The following is a 15,744-nucleotide window of genomic DNA, read 5'->3' on the forward strand; positions in this document are numbered from 1 at the left end:
TATGCGGCGCCTGCAGGGGCCGCAAAGTCGTTCATGGGTGTGTGCTGCGGGGGGCTCAGCCAGGGAAGTTCTCGGGGATCTTGGCCTTGCTGCGGGCCTCGGCCGGGCTGATGATGTTGCGGCGCACGAGGTCGGTGAGGTTCTGGTCCAGCGTCTGCATGCCCACGCTGTTGCTGGTCTGGATGGTGGAGTACATCTGCGCCACCTTGGCCTCGCGAATCAGGTTGCGGATGGCGCTGGTGCCCAGCATGATCTCGTGCGCGGCCACGCGGCCCGAGCCATCCTTGGTTTTGCACAGTGTCTGCGAGATCACGGCCTGCAGCGATTCGGACAACATCGCACGCACCATTTCCTTTTCTTCGGCCGGGAACACGTCGATGATCCGGTCAATCGTCTTGGCAGCGCTGGAGGTGTGCAGTGTGCCAAACACCAAGTGGCCCGTTTCCGCCGCCGTCATGGCCAGGCGGATGGTTTCGAGGTCGCGCATTTCACCCACCAGAATGGCGTCCGGGTCCTCGCGCAGTGCGGACTTCAGCGCGGCGGCGAACGACAGCGTCATCGGCCCCACTTCGCGCTGGTTGATCAGGCACTTCTTGGATTCGTGCACGAACTCGATCGGGTCTTCCACCGTGAGGATGTGGCCGTATTCGGTTTCGTTGAGGTAGTTGACCATGGCGGCCAGCGTGGTGGATTTGCCCGAGCCCGTAGGCCCGGTCACCAGCACCAGGCCGCGCGGCTTGAGGGCCAGGTCGCCGAAGATCTTGGGTGCGTTGAGCTGCTCCAGCGTCAGGATCTTGCTTGGAATGGTCCGGAACACGGCGGCGGCGCCCCGGTTCTGGTTGAAGGCGTTGACGCGAAAACGTGCCAGGCCTTCGATTTCAAAAGAGAAGTCGACTTCCAGAAACTCTTCATACGTCTTGCGCTGCGCGTCGCTCATGATGTCGTACACCATGGCATGCACCGTCTTGTGGTCCAGCGCATCGACGTTGATGCGCCGCACATCGCCGTGGACCCGGATCATGGGCGGCAGGCCTGCGGAGAGGTGCAGGTCGGAGGCCTTGTTCTTGACGCTGAACGCGAGCAGTTGGGTAATGTCCACGGAATCCCTCTATCGTTTGGTACGCTTGCCAAACATTATGACCACGATTGCTAACAACCTCCAACAGGTTCTGGGCAGGATGGCGCAGGCGTGCAAAGCCGCCGGGCGCGATCCGGCCAGCGTTTCCTTGCTGGCCGTTTCCAAGACCTTTGGCGCCGATGCGGTGCTGGAGGCCGTGGTCGCCGGCCAGCGCGATTTCGGCGAAAACTACATCCAGGAAGGCGTGGACAAGATTGCGGCTGTGCGCGCCGCCTTGCCCGATGTGGCGCTGCAGTGGCACTGCATAGGCCCCATTCAGAGCAACAAGACCCGCCTGGTGGCCGAGCACTTTGACTGGGTGCATACGGTGGACCGGCTCAAGATCGCCGAGCGCCTGTCGGCCCAGCGGCCCGATCACCTGCCGCCGCTGCAGATATGTATCCAGGTCAATATCGATGGAGGCCCCACCAAGTCAGGTGTGGCTCCTGCTGAAACGCTGGAGTTGGTGCGGGCTGTCGCAAAACTGCCACGGCTGGTGGTGCGGGGGCTCATGAGCATTCCGGACCATGCTCCTGAATTGGAAGCGCAACTGGCAATCCACACCAGCGCCAAGAGGCTTTTTGACCAAATATCTGCCTTGGGCGAACCGGGCCTGGGGAAGTTCGACACCCTGTCCCTGGGCATGACGGCCGATCTGGAGGCCGCCATCCGGGCGGGCAGCACGCTGGTGCGTGTGGGCACCGGTGTGTTTGGTGGACGGGCCTACCCCGCCGCTTGAACGGGTTCAGCCCGGCAGCGTGAAGCGCGCCACGCAGTCCAGCGCCGCTGTCACATCCGCCTCGCTCACATCCAGGTGCGTCACCCAGCGCAGCCGGGTCGCGCCGCCATACAGGCTGCTGGTGACGCGCACGCCGTGCTGCGCCAGCCAGGCGGTGAATGCGGGCGCCACCTCTGCATGCAGGTCGGTGAAGAGGATGTTGGTCTGCCACGGCAGCACGGTGAGCTTGCCCTGCAGCACAGGGTGGCTGCGGTTGGCTTCAGCCAGCCCTTGCGCCAGCCGGTCCAGGCGGGCGTGGTCTTCCGCCAGGCGCCGCACATGGTGCTGCAGCGCATAGTGGCCCGCAGCGGCTAGTACCCCGGCCTGGCGCATGCCACCGCCCAGGATCTTGCGGGTGCGGCGCGCCTGCCGGATGAAGTCGCGCGAGCCCAGCACCAGCGAGCCCACGGGCGCGCCCAGGCCCTTGCTCAGGCACAGCGATGCGGAATCAAAGTGGCTGCACAGCGCGCGCGCTTCCGCATACACATCGGTGCCGTTGCGCGCGGCATTGGCCGTGGCAGCGTTGAACATGCGTGCGCCGTCCAGGTGCATCGCCAGCCCCCGGCTGCGCGCCAGCTGTGCCACCTCGGCGATGTAGGCGGGGGGCAACACCTGGCCGCCGGTCGTGTTCTCCAGCACCACCAGGCGGGTGCGGGCAAAGTGCGGGTCGTCGGGCTTGATCGCGGCGGCGATGTCGGCCAGACGCAGGGTGCCGTCAGGCTGCGTTTCCACGGGCTGGGGCTGGATGGAGCCCAGCACCGCCATGCCACCCGCCTCCCAGCGGTAGGTGTGCCAGCTCTGGCCCACGATGGCCTCGTCGCCGCGCTGGCAGTGGCCCCACAACGCGATCAGGTTGGTCTGCGTGCCCGAGGGGGCGAACAGCGCGGCCTCAAAACCCAGCAGCTCGGCGGCATGTTCCTGCAGTGCGTTCACTGAAGGGTCGTCGGCAAACACATCGTCGCCCAGCGGGGCCTTGAACATGGCCTCGCGCATGGCGGGCGTGGGCTGGGTGACGGTGTCGCTGCGAAAGTCGGGCATGGGCGCGGTCCTTGTGGGTCGGGTCAATGAATGCAATGACCGGCCATGGTAGCGGCGGCCTGTGGCGGTTGCCGCTGTGGGGATTTCGGCGCCCTTCGGCGCCGTGGCATCAAGGCCGCGTCATCTTGCACTCGGTGCCTTGGGCTATTTCATTGCCGGTGTAGGCCGCATCGGTGCGAAAGCCATAGTTGGTGCCTTCCCAGCCCACCTTCACGGCCTTGCCGTCCACCGGCGCGATGGTGTTGACCACCTGGGGTAGCAGCAGCTGGTGGTCTTCGCCGCGCATGCGCACGGGGCCCACCACCGAATCAATCGTCAGGTCTTCCAGCGCGCGAGCCACCTTCACCGGGTCGGTGGACTGGGCCTTGTTGATGGCGGCGGCGAGGAAGCGCGGCGTCATCTCGATGCGCGGCGCGAGGAAGTCCTTGCCCGTCTTGGTCTTGTAGGTCTTGGCCAGCGCGTCCACCTTGGGGGTGTCGGCCTGTCCGGGGTGCCATTCGGCCACCCAGGTCAGCTGGCCTTGCTTGGCCTGCGACACCGCCAGCACCGTGCCGGGGATGGAGCCCGCGCTGTGGTTGAAGTAGCGCAGGTTGTAGCCCGCGTCACCCGCCGCCTTGAGCAGCAGCGTCATGTCCTGCCCCCAGTTGCCGGTGATGACCGAGTCGGCCTCGGTGCTCTTGACCTTGGCGAGGTAGGGCGCAAAGTCCTTCACGCGGCCGATGGGATGCAGCGCCTCGCCCACAAACTGGATGTCGGGCCTCGCCAGGCCCACCATCTCGCGGCCATAGTGCGCCCACTGCTTGCCATGGGCGTAGTCCTGGTTCAGCAGGTACACCTTCTTGATGTCCGGCTGCTTCTTGATGTAGTTGGCGATGGCCTTCATCTTCATGGCCGTGTTGGCCTCGAACTGGAAGTGCCAGAAGTTGCACGCCTTGCCCGTCAGCTCGGGGTCGATGGAGGAGTGGTTCAGCACCAGGATCTCCTTGCCCGGGTTGCGCTGGTTGTGGCGCGCTGCCGCCTGCACCAGCGCCGTGACCACCGATGAGCCCGAGCCGCCCGTCACGATGGCCTTGGCTCCCTGGTCAATGGCGGCCTGCAGCGCGCTCTGGCTCTCTTGCGCAGAGAGCTTGCTGTCGAACTGCAGCAGCTGCAGCTTGGTGCCCTTGAGCACGCCGCCCTTGGCGTTGATGTCCTCGATGGCGTACTGCGTGTGGGTGAGCATCAGCTCACCCACGTTGGCGAACGGGCCCGACAGCGGGTCGATGTAGGCGACCTTGAAGGTCTCCTGCGCGCTGGCGGCCGTGCCGATGAGTAGTGCCGCCGCAGCGGCCAGGGGGGTGAGGGACACGGTTTTCATGGGTTTTGTCTCCGGTGGTTGTTGTGCTGGGTGTAGGGGTGCTGCGGTGCGCGTCAGGCTGGGTTGCGCTTGCGGGTTCGCCGCAGCCCCAGCACACGCCAGGCCAGCTGCGCCAGCTCCTGCGCCACCTCGTCTTGCGACAGGCGGCCGTCAGGGCGGTACCAGTTGTAGAGAAAGCCGGGCAGGCTGCAAGCGGCCAGGGCGGTGATCTTGGTGTCGTTGAACTCGAACATGCCGTCGTCGCGGCCCTGTTCGAGCAGCGCGCACAGCCGGTCGTAGAAGTGGTTCGCCAGGTCCTTTTGCGCCGCCAGGTACTCGGGCCGGTACACCTGCGGCTCGCGGTACGGGAAGAAGGCCGAGGGGTGGTGCTCCAGCGTGGCGCGGATCAGCCGCTCGATGCCTTCCGTCACCTTCACATGGGCAGGCCGGTCATCGTCCGCCGCAAAGTCCATCGCAGTGAAACATGCCACGGCAGGCGCCCACGACAGCGTCTCGAAGATCTCCTGCTTGTTGCGGAAGTAGTAGTACACAAAGGGCTTGGTCACGCCCAGCTGCTGCACGATCTGCTCGATGGTGGTATTGGCGTAGCCCTGCGCATCGAATAGCGCCTCGGCTGCGCGCAAGATGCGTTCGCGCTTCTCGTCCGACCCGGCCGTGGCGGCCTTCTGGCGGCCGCTGGCCTGCACGGGGGGCTGCTGGTTCATCGGTGTCCTTTACGCGACGTTGAAGTTATACCCATGGGTAGCATTGTTCTACCGGGCGGTATATATTGGCAAGACGCTGGCGGGTGAGAGCGCTCAGAGAAAACCCTGAGTGGCCGCCAAGAACCAGCGATTCCAGACACCTTGGAGACAACGCCATGCCTTCTACCGCACCGCAGCTGCCGCTGCACGAACACCTGCGCCGCCACGCGCGCGAAACGCCCGACCGCATCGCTTACCTCTGGTACGGCCAGCCCCTCACCTGGGCGCAGCTTGATGCGGCCAGTGATGCATTTGCCGCGCGCCTGCAGGCGCTGGGTGTGGCCAAGGGCGAGCCCGTGGCACTGTTCATGAACAACTGCCCGCAGTACGTGATGGCGCACTACGGCATCCAGAAGATCGGCGCCATCGTCTGCCCTTGCGGGCCGCTGAACAAGGAGCATGAGCTGGAATACCAGCTCACCGACCTGCAGGCGCGCGTGATCGTCGCGGCCGATGTGCTGCTGCCCGTGGTGGACAAGGTCCGCGCCAAGACCGCGCTGCAGCAGGTGTTTGTGGTGCGCTATGCCGAGCTGCTGCCCGAGGGCGAGCCCAGTATCGACGTACCCGCCGAGCTCCTGGCCATGCGCGCCGCCATGGCGCCGGTGCCTGCGGGCTGCGAAGACTTCCTGGCCGCCACCCGCACCGGCGCACGGCCTGCGCCCGTGGCGCTGTCGATGGACGACGTCTCGCTCATGACCTACACCTCGGGCACCACCGGGTTACCGAAGGGCGCGATGCTGAGCTATGGCAATGCCACGTTCAAGACCGCTGCATCGGCCGACTGCAACGGCATGACGCCCCACGAAACGCTGCTGGCGGTGGCGCCGCTGTACCACATCGCCGGCATGGTGATGGGCGTGAACCTGCCGGTCTATACCGGCGCCACCGCCGTGCTGCTGTACCGTTTTGACCCGCTGGGCGTGGCCCAGGCGCTGGAGCGCCACCGCGTGACCTGGTGGTACAGCATCGCGCCCATGAACGGCGCGCTCATGCAGGTGCCCGGCGCACGCGACATGGACTGGAGCGCGCTGCGCCGCAACCCGGTCACGAGCTTCGGCATCACCTTCACCGAGGCGCTGGCCCAGCAGTGGCAGCAGTTCGCACCCAACTGCATTGCGCACGAGGCGGCCTATGGCCTGTCGGAAACGCACACCGTGGACACCGCCATGCCGGTGGACGCCATCCGCTGGGGCACCCAGGGCAAGCCCGTACCGGGCAACACCCTGCGCATCGTGGACCCCGACACCGGCGCACCGCTGGCCGTTGGCGAGGTGGGCGAGATCACCATCCACGGCCCCGGCAACTTCAAGGGCTACTGGAACAAGCCCGAGGCCACGGCCAAGACGCTGCGTGACGGCTGGGTCTACACCGGCGACATGGGCAAGATCGATGCGGACGGCTACCTCACCTTCATCGGCCGTTTCAAGGAAATGATCAAGGTTTCGGGCTACAGCGTGTTCCCCGAAGAGGTCGAGACCTTGCTCATCAAGCACCCCGCCGTGGCCCAGGCCGCCGTGATTGGCGTGCCCGATGCGGAAAAGGGCGAGGTGGTGCGCGCCTTCATCGTCAAGAAGCCCGGCCAGGATGTGGACGCCGCCGGCCTGGTGGCCTGGTGCCGCGAGAACATGGCGCCCTACAAAGCCCCGCGCGAGGTGCGTTTCATCGACGCACTGCCCGCCACGGGCGCGGGCAAAGTGCTGCGCCGCCTGCTTCGGGATGCATGAAACACCCCCTGAGTCGCCTGCGGCGCCTTCCCCCTCTCTCTACGCGCTTCGCGCTAGGGAGGGGGACGCTCCCAGCGCGGCGGGGCGGCCCTTGCGCGGGAGCCCTGGTGTGGGCCCCGTCAGTTGCAAGCGTAGCGAGGCAAGCGCAGTTCTATGAGTCCATCAACTAGAAAAAATGGCCGCCAGCGCTTATCAGTCAAGCGCTAAAAGCTATAAAAAAAGAATCAAAACCATGACCTTGCCCCTCTTTGCCAAAGTCCTGATCGCCAATCGGGGCGAAATCGCACTGCGTACGGTGCGAGCCCTGCACGACCTGGGCATTGCCAGCGTGGCCGTGTATGCCGACGATGACGCCGCCAGCCCCCATGTACACGCAGCCAGTGCGGCCGTGGCGCTGGGCGCCGCCGGCCCGGCGGCGTACCTGGACGGTGCGCGCCTCATCGCCATTGCGAAGGCGCAGGGCTGCGACGCCGTGCACCCTGGCTACGGCTTCTTGAGCGAGCGCGCCGACTTTGCCCGCGCCTGCGCCGAGGCGGGGCTGCGCTTCATCGGCCCCACGCCTGCGCAGCTCGCGCTGTTCGGCGACAAGGCGCAGGCCCGTGCGCTGGCGCAGCAGCAGGGCGTGCCGCTCATGCCCGGCACGCAGGCGGCGGTGACGCTGCAGGAGGCGCAGGCCTTCTTCGCGCAGCACGCCCATGCTGGCATCGTGATCAAGGCCATCGGCGGCGGCGGTGGGCGTGGCATGCGCGCGGTGGCGTCGGCCGATGACTTGCCTGCGGCCTACGCGCGCTGCCGCAGCGAGGCGCAGGCCGCCTTTGGTGTGGACGGCGTGTACGTGGAGCGCCTGATGGACAACGCCCGCCATATCGAGGTGCAGGTGCTGGGCGATGGGCGCGAGGTGATCGCCCTGGGCGAGCGCGAATGCACGCTGCAGCGGCGCTTTCAGAAGGTGGTGGAGATCGCGCCCAGCCCTTCGCTGCCCGCGCCGCTGCGCGAGCGCATCACCACCGCCGCACTGTCCATGGCGCGCGCCGTGGCCTACGAGGGCCTGGGCACGTTCGAGTTTCTGGTGGACCTGGCCTCGAACGACCTGCCGTTTGTGTTCATCGAATGCAACCCACGCCTGCAGGTGGAGCACACCATCACCGAAGAGGTCACCGGCGTGGACCTGGTGCAGGCGCAGATCGCGCTGGGCGCAGGCCGCACACTGCAGGACATTGGCCTCGACCCTGCAGTACCGCCCGCCGTGTTGGGCTTTGCCGTGCAGTGGCGCATCAACGCCGAGACGCTGGACGCACAGGGCAACGCCACCCCCGGCAGCGGCACGCTCAGCCGCTTTGACCTGCCCGCAGGCCCCGGCGTGCGTGTGGACACGCACGGCGCAGCAGGCGCCACGCCGTCGCCGCACTACGACACGCTGCTGGCCAAGCTCATCGTGCACACGCGCAGCCCGCACTTTGCGGATGCGCTGCGCCGCTCGCAGCGCGCGCTGGCCGAGTGCCGCATCGAGGGCGTGGCCACCAACCTCGCGCTGCTGCAGGCGCTGGCCGCGCGGCCCGAGATGGAGAGCCAGCAGGTGCACACGCGCTGGCTGGAATCCGTGTTGCCTGAATTGCTGGGTGCTTCCAAAAACATAGCTGCCAGCGCTTATCCCTCAAGCGCTAGCGGCCAAAAATACTCAAATTTCTCAATGCCTGCACCCGAAGGTGCCGTGCTGGCCCCCATGCCCGCCCGCCTGGTGCAGCTGAGCGTGGCCGAGGGCGACGTGGTCGCCGCAGGCGCCGAGCTGGCCGTGCTCGAAGCCATGAAGATGGAGCATGTGCTGCTGGCCCCACACGCGGGCCGCGTCGGCGCGCTGCTGGCCGTGGCCGGTGCCTACGTCGCGCAGGGGCAGCCGCTGCTGGTGCTGGACCCGGTGGACGATGCGGCCGATGTCGAAGTGCAGGGCGGTACGGCACATGACCCGGACCACATCCGCGCCGACCTGCAACGCGTGATCGACCGCCACGCCTTCACGCTCGACGCCGCGCGCCCCGACGCCATGGCCAAGCGCCACGCCCAAGGCGGCCGCTCCGCGCGCGAGAACATTGCCGACCTGTGCGACGACGGCAGCTTCATCGAATACGGGGCCCTGGCCATCGCCGCGCAGGCGCGCCGCCGCAGCAAGGAAGACCTGATTGCCAACACGCCCGCCGACGGCATGGTCACGGGCATTGGCGGCATCAACGGCGCACTGTTTGGCGACGAGAAGTCCCGCGCCGTGGTCATGTCGTATGACGCCACCGTGCTCGCAGGCACCCAGGGCGCTCGCAACCACGCCAAGACCGACCGCATGCTGGGCATTGCCCTGGCGCAGAAGCTGCCGGTGGTGCTGTTTGCCGAGGGCGGAGGCGGGCGCCCGGGCGACACCGACATGCCCGTGGTGGCGGGGCTGCATGTACACACGTTTGCGAGCTACGCGGCGCTGTCGGGCCAGGTGCCTGTCATCGGCATCGCTGCGGGGCGCTGCTTTGCGGGCAATGCGGCGCTGCTGGGTTGCAGCGACGTGATCATTGCCACGCGCGCGAGCAACATCGGCATGGGCGGCCCGGCCATGATCGAAGGTGGCGGGCTGGGCGTGTTCAAGCCCGAGCAGATCGGACCGAGCCGCGTGCAGCACGCCAACGGCGTGATCGACGTGCTGGTCGATGACGAGGCCGGGGCTGTGCAGGCCGCACGCCACTACCTGTCGTTCTTCCAGGGCCGTACATCGCAGTGGTCTGCACCCGACCAGCGCCTGCTGCGCGCCGTGGTGCCCGAGAACCGCCTGCGCGTGTACGACACCCGCACCGCGATGGCCGGCCTGGTGGACGACGGCAGCCTGCTGCTGCTGCGCACCGGCTTCGGTGCGGGCATCCACACGGCGCTGGCGCGCATCGAAGGCCGCCCGGTGGGCCTGCTGGCCAACAACCCGCAACACCTGGGCGGCGCCATCGACGCTGACGCGGCCGACAAGGGCGCGCGCTTCATGCAGCTGTGCAACGCACATGGCCTGCCCATCGTGAGCCTGGTGGACACGCCCGGCTTCATGGTCGGCCCCGAGGTCGAAGCCACGGCCCAGGTGCGCCACGTGAGCCGCCTTTTCGTCACCGCCGCCAGCCTGCGCGTACCCACCTTCAGTGTGGTGCTGCGCAAGGGTTACGGCCTGGGCGCCATGGGCATGACGGCCGGGGGCTTTCATGCGCCCGTGTTCACTGTCGCTTGGCCTACGGGCGAGTTCGGCGCCATGGGCCTCGAAGGCGCAGTGCGCCTGGGCTTTCGCAAGGAGCTGGAGGCGCTGCCCGAGGGCGCCGAGCGCGACGCGCTGTTTGCCAAGCTGCTGGCCAAGTCCTACGCCAACGGCGAGGCGATGCACATGGCCGCCACGCTGGAGATCGACGCGGTGATCGACCCGGCGGACACCCGGGCGTGGCTGGCGCGGGGGTTGGCATCGGCGCAGGTGGCGCCGCTGGGTCCACGTTGCATCGATACCTGGTGAAGCAGCACGGCACCTGACACGGTGGTGCCTATCGGTGCATCAGGGCGAGCTTTGCGCCGAGCCCGACAAACGCGGCCGCAAAGCCGCGGCGCAGCCACACCAGCGTGCCGGGGCGCTGCAGCACCTGGTCACGAAACCGGGCGGCAAAGACGCCATAGCCCAAGAACACCACAAAGGTCATGGCCATGAAGACCAGCGAGAGCTGGAGCATGCGCCACGCGGGCTGCGCTTCACCCGGTGCGATGAACTGCGGCAGAAAGGTGAGGAAGAACAGCGACAGCTTGGGGTTGAGCAGGTTGATCAGCATGGCTTCCGCGATACGCCCACTGGCAGCGCGTGTGGGCGCGTCAGTGCGAACCTCCAGGGTGGCGGGCGAGCGCCACGTGGCCCAGCCCATGTAGACCAGGTAGGCGACCCCCGCGTAGCGCAGGACTTCGAATGCCGTGGCGCTGGCGTTGAGAAGTGCGGCCAGCCCGGTGATCGCCGCCAGCAGGTGCGGCACGATGCCGAGCGTGCAGCCCAGCGCCGTCACGGCGGCGGCCCGCGCGCCGCCCGAGAGTCCGGCCGCCACGGTCAGCAGGGTTCCTGGCCCCGGCGAGACGACCACGATGAGCGAGGTGATGAGAAATTCGATGCCCATGGCGAGAGGCCGCGCGGCGGCGGCGTGAAGTGGCGATGCCCGCAGCATCCGCCAACCCCCGCACAACGGTCTTGAACGAAATTGCAGGGGCCGTGCTGTCAGCTGCGTGCGCGAACATAGGCGCCCGGTGTGATGCCAAAGCTGCGCGTGAAGAGGCGCGTCAGGTGGCTTTGGTCGGCAAAGCCACTGGCTGCGGCGACGTCGGCCAGGGGCGTTCCCGCACCCATCAGATGGCGCGCAAGCTGCAGTCGGCGCTGCAGCAGGTAGGCGTGTGGCGTGAGGCCCGTGGCCTGGGCAAATTGGCGCACGAGCTGGTAGCGGCTCAAACTTGCTGCATCGGCCAGTTGTGCGAGGCTCCAGGGCGCGGTGGGATCGTCGTCCATCATGGTGCGAGCCCTGGTGATGGACGCGGCGGATTGTTGGTGACCCTTCGGCCGCAGCAGGCCGCTCAGCACCCGCAACAGGCATTCCTCCACATGCAGCGCTGCGGCCGAGTGGTTGGGGCGATGGGTGGCCGCGTCGAACAGCGCCAGTACCTGGGCCGCCAGCCGCGCATCGCGCATCGTCGGAGCATGGAATTCGAAAGCGGAGCCGAGCGGGCCCGGATGCACCTCGGCCGCCAATGGCGCCACCAGGGCAGGCTCCAGGTAGAGCATGCGCCAGGCGCGTCCACGCTCGTCCAGCGGCATGCCATCGTGGACTTCGCCGGGGTTGACCGTGATGGTGTCGCCTGGGCCCGATTCCACAATCCCCCGGCCGCTGGCCGATTTCTGCGCACCCCGTTCGATCACGCCGAGGCCGAACTGCAAGTGCATGTGCCTGCCGAAGACGAGGCGGGAGTCGGCCTGCATCGCTTCGATGCCGGGCAGTGCGGTGGGCAGGAATCGGAAGGGTTTTTGCTGCATGGCGCGCGGCCTTGGGGTGGCGCGGGGCCATGATAAGCTGACCTGATCGTCCCTTTTTCGTACCCCAGTTTCACACGCGGAGACTCCCCTATGCCCGGCCTTTTGCCCGATATCGACCCCGATGGTTTGCTCGAATTTTCGGTGGTCTACACCGACCGCGCGCTCAACCACATGTCCAAGCGCTTCACCGGCGTGGTGCAGGACATTCTGGGAACGCTCAAAGAGGTCTACCACGCCCACACCGCCGTGCTGGTGCCCGGCAGCGGCACCTTTGGCATGGAGGCCGTGGCCCGCCAGTTCGCCAACCGCGAGAAGGTGCTCATCGTGCGCAACGGCTGGTTCAGCTACCGCTGGACGCAGATCTTTGATGCCGACAAGGGCCTGGGCGGTGGTTCCGTGGTGTGCAAGGCGCGCCAGCAGGGCAGTGGCCCGCAGGCGCCCTGGGCACCATGCCCCGCTGAGGAAGTCGCCGCTACCATCCGCGCAGAAAAGCCCAAGGTGGTGTTTGCGCCCCATGTGGAAACGGCCAGCGGCATCATCCTTTCGGACGACTACATCCGCACGCTGACGGCGGCTGCGCATGAGGTGGGCGCGCTGTTTGTGCTGGACTGCGTGGCGTCGGGCGCGATGTGGGTGGACATGCAGGCCACGGGCGTGGATGTGCTCATCAGCGCGCCGCAAAAGGGCTGGAGCGGATCGCCCTGCTGCGCCATGGTGATGCTGTCCGAGCGTGCGCGCGAAGCCATCGAGGGCACCACCAGCAGCAGCTTCTCGTGCGACCTCAAGAAGTGGATGCAGATCGCCGAGGGCTACGAAAAGGGCCAGCACGCGTACCACACCACCATGCCCACGGATGCGCTGGTGCGCCTGCGCGAGGTGATGGCCGAGACGCGTGAATATGGATTTGCCAAGGTGCGTGACGAGCAGATCGAATTGGGCGCCAAGGTGCGCGCGCTGCTCGAATCGCGCGGCTTCCCCAGCGTGGCGGCCGACGGCTTCAAGGCGCCCGGCGTGGTGGTGAGCTACACCACCGACCCCGGCATCCAGAACGGCAAGAAGTTCATGGAAGTGGGCCTGCAGACTGCTGCGGGTGTGCCGCTGCAGTGCGATGAAGGGCCGGACTTCAAGACCTTCCGCATCGGCCTGTTTGGCCTGGAGAAGTGGCACAACGTGGACCGCACCGTGGGCCATTTGTCGAAGGCGCTGGACCAGATTGCGGCGGCAGCCTGACAGGTTGCGGTCCAGGTCGGCGGGCTTGCTCGGATGAACGCCGAGACTGAAAGCGCAACCCTCACCTTGCGCCGGGCCAAGCGCCAGGCACTGGGCCTGTTGTTGCTCGTGACGGCCGTGTTCATCGCCACCAGTGTGGTCGAACGCGGCCTGTGGCTCAATGGCGTCAAGGCCATGGCCGAGGCCGCCATGGTGGGCGCGCTGGCCGACTGGTTTGCGGTGGTGGCGCTGTTCCGGCGTCCGCTGGGCCTGCCCATTCCGCACACGGCGGTCATTGCGCGCAACCAGGCGCGCATCGGCCGCAACCTCGCCACCTTTGTGCGCGACAAGTTCCTGGATGTGCCCTCGCTGGTGTCTTTGATCCGCCGCCACGACCCCGCCGAGCGGCTGGCGCAGTGGCTCACAGCCCCCGGCAACGCCGCGCTGCTGGGCCACCAGGCCAGCCGCCTGGCATCAGCCGCGCTGGAGATGGTGCAGGACGCGCAGGTGGAGCGCTTCATCCAGAAGGCGGCGCGCGCATTGATCGGGCAGGTGGATCTGTCGCGCGCGCTGGCGGCGGTGCTCGACACCCTCACGCACAACGGCCGCCATCAGGCCCTGCTGGACGACGTGCTGGCCAAGCTCATCGAACTGCTGCAGAACGAGCAGACCCGCACCTGGGTCGCGCAGTCCATCGTGGCCTGGCTCAAGAAGGACCACCCGCGCACCGAGAAGTTGTTGCCCAGCGACTGGCTGGGCGACAAGGGCTCGGCCCTGCTGGCCCGCGCGCTGGAGAGCCTGATGGCCGATGTGGCCGCCAACCCCCAGCACGCACTGCGTGCGCAGTTTGATGTGGCGGTGCAGCGCTTTATTGAGCGCCTGCGCAGCGACCCGGAATGGGAGCGCAAGGGCGAGGAGATCCGCACCTGGCTGCAGACCGACGCCACGGTGGCAGGTTATGTGCAGACCTTGTGGCTGGATCTGCGCGGCGCTCTGCAACGCGACCTGGCCGATGCCGATTCGGTGCTGGCGCGGCAGGTGGGCAAGCTGGGGTTATGGCTGGGCGAGTCGCTGGCGGGGGATGCGGCGCTCAGGCAGTCGTTCAATGACCGGCTGGAGCGGTGGGTGGAGGGGCTGGCGCCGGATGTGTCGGCGTTTATTGCGCAGCACATCGAGGACACCGTGCGGCGATGGGATACCGAAGAGATGACGCAGCTGGTCGAGCTGAACATTGGGAAGGATTTGCAGTACATCCGCATCAACGGCACCGTGGTGGGCGGGTTGATTGGGCTTGTGCTGTTTGTGGTGTCGCACGCGGGGGAGATTTGGCGGGCGGTGGTGGGTGGCTGAGGCTGCCGCAGTCTGAGTACCACCCCCAACCGTTCGGGCTGAGCCTGTCGAAGCCGGGGCGCCACCCCGTCTGTTCGGGCTGAGCTTGCCGAAGCCGGGGCTCGTGTGTTGATTTGGCCGCGTGCCTTTGCAAAGGGCGGAGGCCGGGAGTCGCCCGGCATGCGAGTAACTTTCTTTCGCGTCGCCGAGAGGGTGTAGAAGAAATAAATTAAAATCCTGTCGCACTGACCAAGCAGGAGCAATGCAATGGCAAAGACAGGCCGACCGCCCGTGATATCCACTGGGGAGTACGCAGCCTTGCGCGAGGTAGTGCGCGACAACCCCCAGGCGACACTGCCGGAGTTGGCCCTGGTCTGGGGCGAACGCATGGGCCGCAACGCCCCCAGCACAGTGACCCTGCGTGCAGCGCTCAAGGCCGCTGGGTTACAGCGGACACGACCCAAGCAGCAACTGGCACGCGCCAACCCCCAGCAGCCTGGCACCCGCTACGGCTACACCGCCCTGCATCGCCCCAGCAGCGACTCGGGCATGGCCCTTGCCCTCACAGACGCTGAATGGGCACTGGCCCAGGACTTGTTCGAACCAGAGCCCGGCGCGCGAGGTCGGCCTGCAACGTACTCTCGACGCAGCGTGGTTGAAGCGTGCTGCTACGTGCTGCGCACCGGCTCGTCCTGGCGCAACCTGCCCACCCAGATCTATCCTCCCTGGCAGTCGGTGCAAAAAGCCTTTGTACGCTGGGCCCGTCAAGGCAAGTTTGAAGCGCTGCACGAGCGTCTGCGCCAGCAGTGGCGGCAACGTGTGGAGCGCGCAGAGCAGCCCAGTGAAGCCGTGATCGACTCCCAATCCAACCGTGGCAGCCCTCAGGGCGGAACGCTGGGCTTTGATGCGGGCAAGAAGGTTCAAGGGCGCAAGCGCCATCTGGTCGTGGATACGCTGGGATTGCTGCTGGCGGTGGTGGTCACCAGCGCCGCTGTACCGGACCGCGCAGCGGCTGGGCAAGCAGTGGCACAGGCGTGCGCACGCACAGGCGGGTCGTTGAAGGTGTTGTGGGCCGACAGTGCATATGCCGGGCAATGTGCTCAGGAGATCGAAAAGGTGCACCGGGTGCAGGTGCAGATAGTGCGAAACAGTGGCCGTCACCGTTGGGATGACGCTCAGCAATCGTTGTGGAGCGAAGAGCAGCCGGTGGCCATGCCCAAGAAGCGTTGGGTGGTGGAGCGCACCCATGCATGGCTGGAGCGTAACCGAAGGCTTGTGATGCACCATGATCGCAAGCCGTTCTATGCGCAGGCATGGGTGTGGCTGGCGCAGGCGCGGATGCTGCTGGGGCGGTTGAGATAGATTTCTTCTACACCCTCCGAAAGAA

At 66.9% G+C, this 15,744-nt stretch carries 12 protein-coding genes; 6 read left to right on the plus strand and 6 right to left on the minus strand.

What is annotated here, in order from left to right:
• Positions 1-55: 55 nt before the first annotated feature.
• Positions 56-1,099, minus strand: coding sequence for a type IV pilus twitching motility protein PilT (locus tag ACT89O_RS02435; protein ID WP_055398404.1), 1,044 nt, complete (start codon positions 1,097-1,099; stop codon positions 56-58).
• A 37-nt stretch (positions 1,100-1,136) separates the two neighbouring features.
• On the opposite strand from ACT89O_RS02435, the gene ACT89O_RS02440 reads away from it, so the two are divergent.
• Positions 1,137-1,856, plus strand: coding sequence for a YggS family pyridoxal phosphate-dependent enzyme (locus ACT89O_RS02440; RefSeq protein ID WP_487261704.1), 720 nt, complete (start codon positions 1,137-1,139; stop codon positions 1,854-1,856).
• Between the two features lie 6 nt (positions 1,857-1,862).
• Here the strand turns inward: ACT89O_RS02440 and ltaE are convergent, their stop codons facing one another.
• The 3 genes from ltaE to ACT89O_RS02455 form a co-directional block, all read right to left on the minus strand.
• A complete protein-coding gene (gene ltaE / locus ACT89O_RS02445; protein WP_487261705.1) occupies positions 1,863-2,933 on the minus strand; it encodes a low-specificity L-threonine aldolase in 1,071 nt (356 codons plus the stop codon).
• A gap of 109 nt (positions 2,934-3,042) precedes the next feature.
• On the minus strand, positions 3,043-4,290 hold the full coding sequence (locus tag ACT89O_RS02450; RefSeq protein ID WP_487261706.1) for a branched-chain amino acid ABC transporter substrate-binding protein: 1,248 nt from the start codon (positions 4,288-4,290) through the stop codon (positions 3,043-3,045).
• A gap of 53 nt (positions 4,291-4,343) precedes the next feature.
• Positions 4,344-4,994, minus strand: a complete 651-nt coding sequence (locus tag ACT89O_RS02455; protein ID WP_063459232.1) for a TetR/AcrR family transcriptional regulator — start codon at positions 4,992-4,994, stop codon at positions 4,344-4,346.
• Between the two features lie 155 nt (positions 4,995-5,149).
• Between ACT89O_RS02455 and ACT89O_RS02460 the strand changes: the two genes are divergently transcribed.
• Both ACT89O_RS02460 and ACT89O_RS02465 read left to right on the plus strand, forming a co-directional pair.
• On the plus strand, positions 5,150-6,757 hold the full coding sequence (locus ACT89O_RS02460; protein WP_487261707.1) for an AMP-binding protein: 1,608 nt from the start codon (positions 5,150-5,152) through the stop codon (positions 6,755-6,757).
• A gap of 232 nt (positions 6,758-6,989) precedes the next feature.
• Positions 6,990-10,274 (plus strand): acetyl-CoA carboxylase family protein, encoded by a 3,285-nt coding sequence (locus ACT89O_RS02465; RefSeq protein ID WP_487261708.1) that lies wholly within the window; start codon positions 6,990-6,992, stop codon positions 10,272-10,274.
• A 28-nt stretch (positions 10,275-10,302) separates the two neighbouring features.
• On the opposite strand, the gene ACT89O_RS02470 is transcribed toward ACT89O_RS02465, so the two are convergent.
• Both ACT89O_RS02470 and ACT89O_RS02475 read right to left on the minus strand, forming a co-directional pair.
• Positions 10,303-10,914 (minus strand): LysE family translocator, encoded by a 612-nt coding sequence (locus ACT89O_RS02470; RefSeq protein WP_431151623.1) that lies wholly within the window; start codon positions 10,912-10,914, stop codon positions 10,303-10,305.
• A gap of 98 nt (positions 10,915-11,012) precedes the next feature.
• Entirely contained in the window at positions 11,013-11,819 is an 807-nt protein-coding gene (locus ACT89O_RS02475; RefSeq protein WP_487261709.1) for an AraC family transcriptional regulator, read from the minus strand.
• 90 nt (positions 11,820-11,909) lie between these two features.
• Between ACT89O_RS02475 and ACT89O_RS02480 the strand changes: the two genes are divergently transcribed.
• The 3 genes from ACT89O_RS02480 to ACT89O_RS02490 all read left to right on the plus strand — a co-directional run bounded on the left by ACT89O_RS02480 (position 11,910) and on the right by ACT89O_RS02490 (position 15,719).
• Positions 11,910-13,049 (plus strand): pyridoxal-phosphate-dependent aminotransferase family protein, encoded by a 1,140-nt coding sequence (locus ACT89O_RS02480; RefSeq protein ID WP_487256745.1) that lies wholly within the window; start codon positions 11,910-11,912, stop codon positions 13,047-13,049.
• A 33-nt stretch (positions 13,050-13,082) separates the two neighbouring features.
• Positions 13,083-14,378, plus strand: a complete 1,296-nt coding sequence (locus tag ACT89O_RS02485) for a DUF445 domain-containing protein (protein WP_487261710.1) — start codon at positions 13,083-13,085, stop codon at positions 14,376-14,378.
• 246 nt (positions 14,379-14,624) lie between these two features.
• Positions 14,625-15,719: an IS5 family transposase gene (locus ACT89O_RS02490; RefSeq protein ID WP_487260675.1), complete on the plus strand. Its 1,095-nt coding sequence runs from the start codon at positions 14,625-14,627 to the stop codon at positions 15,717-15,719.
• The last annotated feature ends 25 nt before the right edge of the window (positions 15,720-15,744 follow it).

The organism is Acidovorax sp. NN32, assembly GCF_057597245.1.

What these genes read in the sequence shown, in the direction of transcription:
- ACT89O_RS02465 (WP_487261708.1), top strand. Translation starts at nt 6,990, where the DNA reads ATGACCTTGCCCCTCTTTGCCAAAGTCCTGATCGCCAATCGGGGCGAA.
- ACT89O_RS02480 (WP_487256745.1), top strand. Translation starts at nt 11,910, where the DNA reads ATGCCCGGCCTTTTGCCCGATATCGACCCCGATGGTTTGCTCGAATTT.
- ACT89O_RS02450 (WP_487261706.1), bottom strand. Translation starts at nt 4,290, where the DNA reads ATGAAAACCGTGTCCCTCACCCCCCTGGCCGCTGCGGCGGCACTACTC.
- ACT89O_RS02440 (WP_487261704.1), top strand. Translation starts at nt 1,137, where the DNA reads ATGACCACGATTGCTAACAACCTCCAACAGGTTCTGGGCAGGATGGCG.
- ltaE (WP_487261705.1), bottom strand. Translation starts at nt 2,933, where the DNA reads ATGCCCGACTTTCGCAGCGACACCGTCACCCAGCCCACGCCCGCCATG.
- ACT89O_RS02470 (WP_431151623.1), bottom strand. Translation starts at nt 10,914, where the DNA reads ATGGGCATCGAATTTCTCATCACCTCGCTCATCGTGGTCGTCTCGCCG.
- ACT89O_RS02485 (WP_487261710.1), top strand. Translation starts at nt 13,083, where the DNA reads ATGAACGCCGAGACTGAAAGCGCAACCCTCACCTTGCGCCGGGCCAAG.
- ACT89O_RS02490 (WP_487260675.1), top strand. Translation starts at nt 14,625, where the DNA reads ATGGCAAAGACAGGCCGACCGCCCGTGATATCCACTGGGGAGTACGCA.
- ACT89O_RS02460 (WP_487261707.1), top strand. Translation starts at nt 5,150, where the DNA reads ATGCCTTCTACCGCACCGCAGCTGCCGCTGCACGAACACCTGCGCCGC.
- ACT89O_RS02475 (WP_487261709.1), bottom strand. Translation starts at nt 11,819, where the DNA reads ATGCAGCAAAAACCCTTCCGATTCCTGCCCACCGCACTGCCCGGCATC.
- ACT89O_RS02455 (WP_063459232.1), bottom strand. Translation starts at nt 4,994, where the DNA reads ATGAACCAGCAGCCCCCCGTGCAGGCCAGCGGCCGCCAGAAGGCCGCC.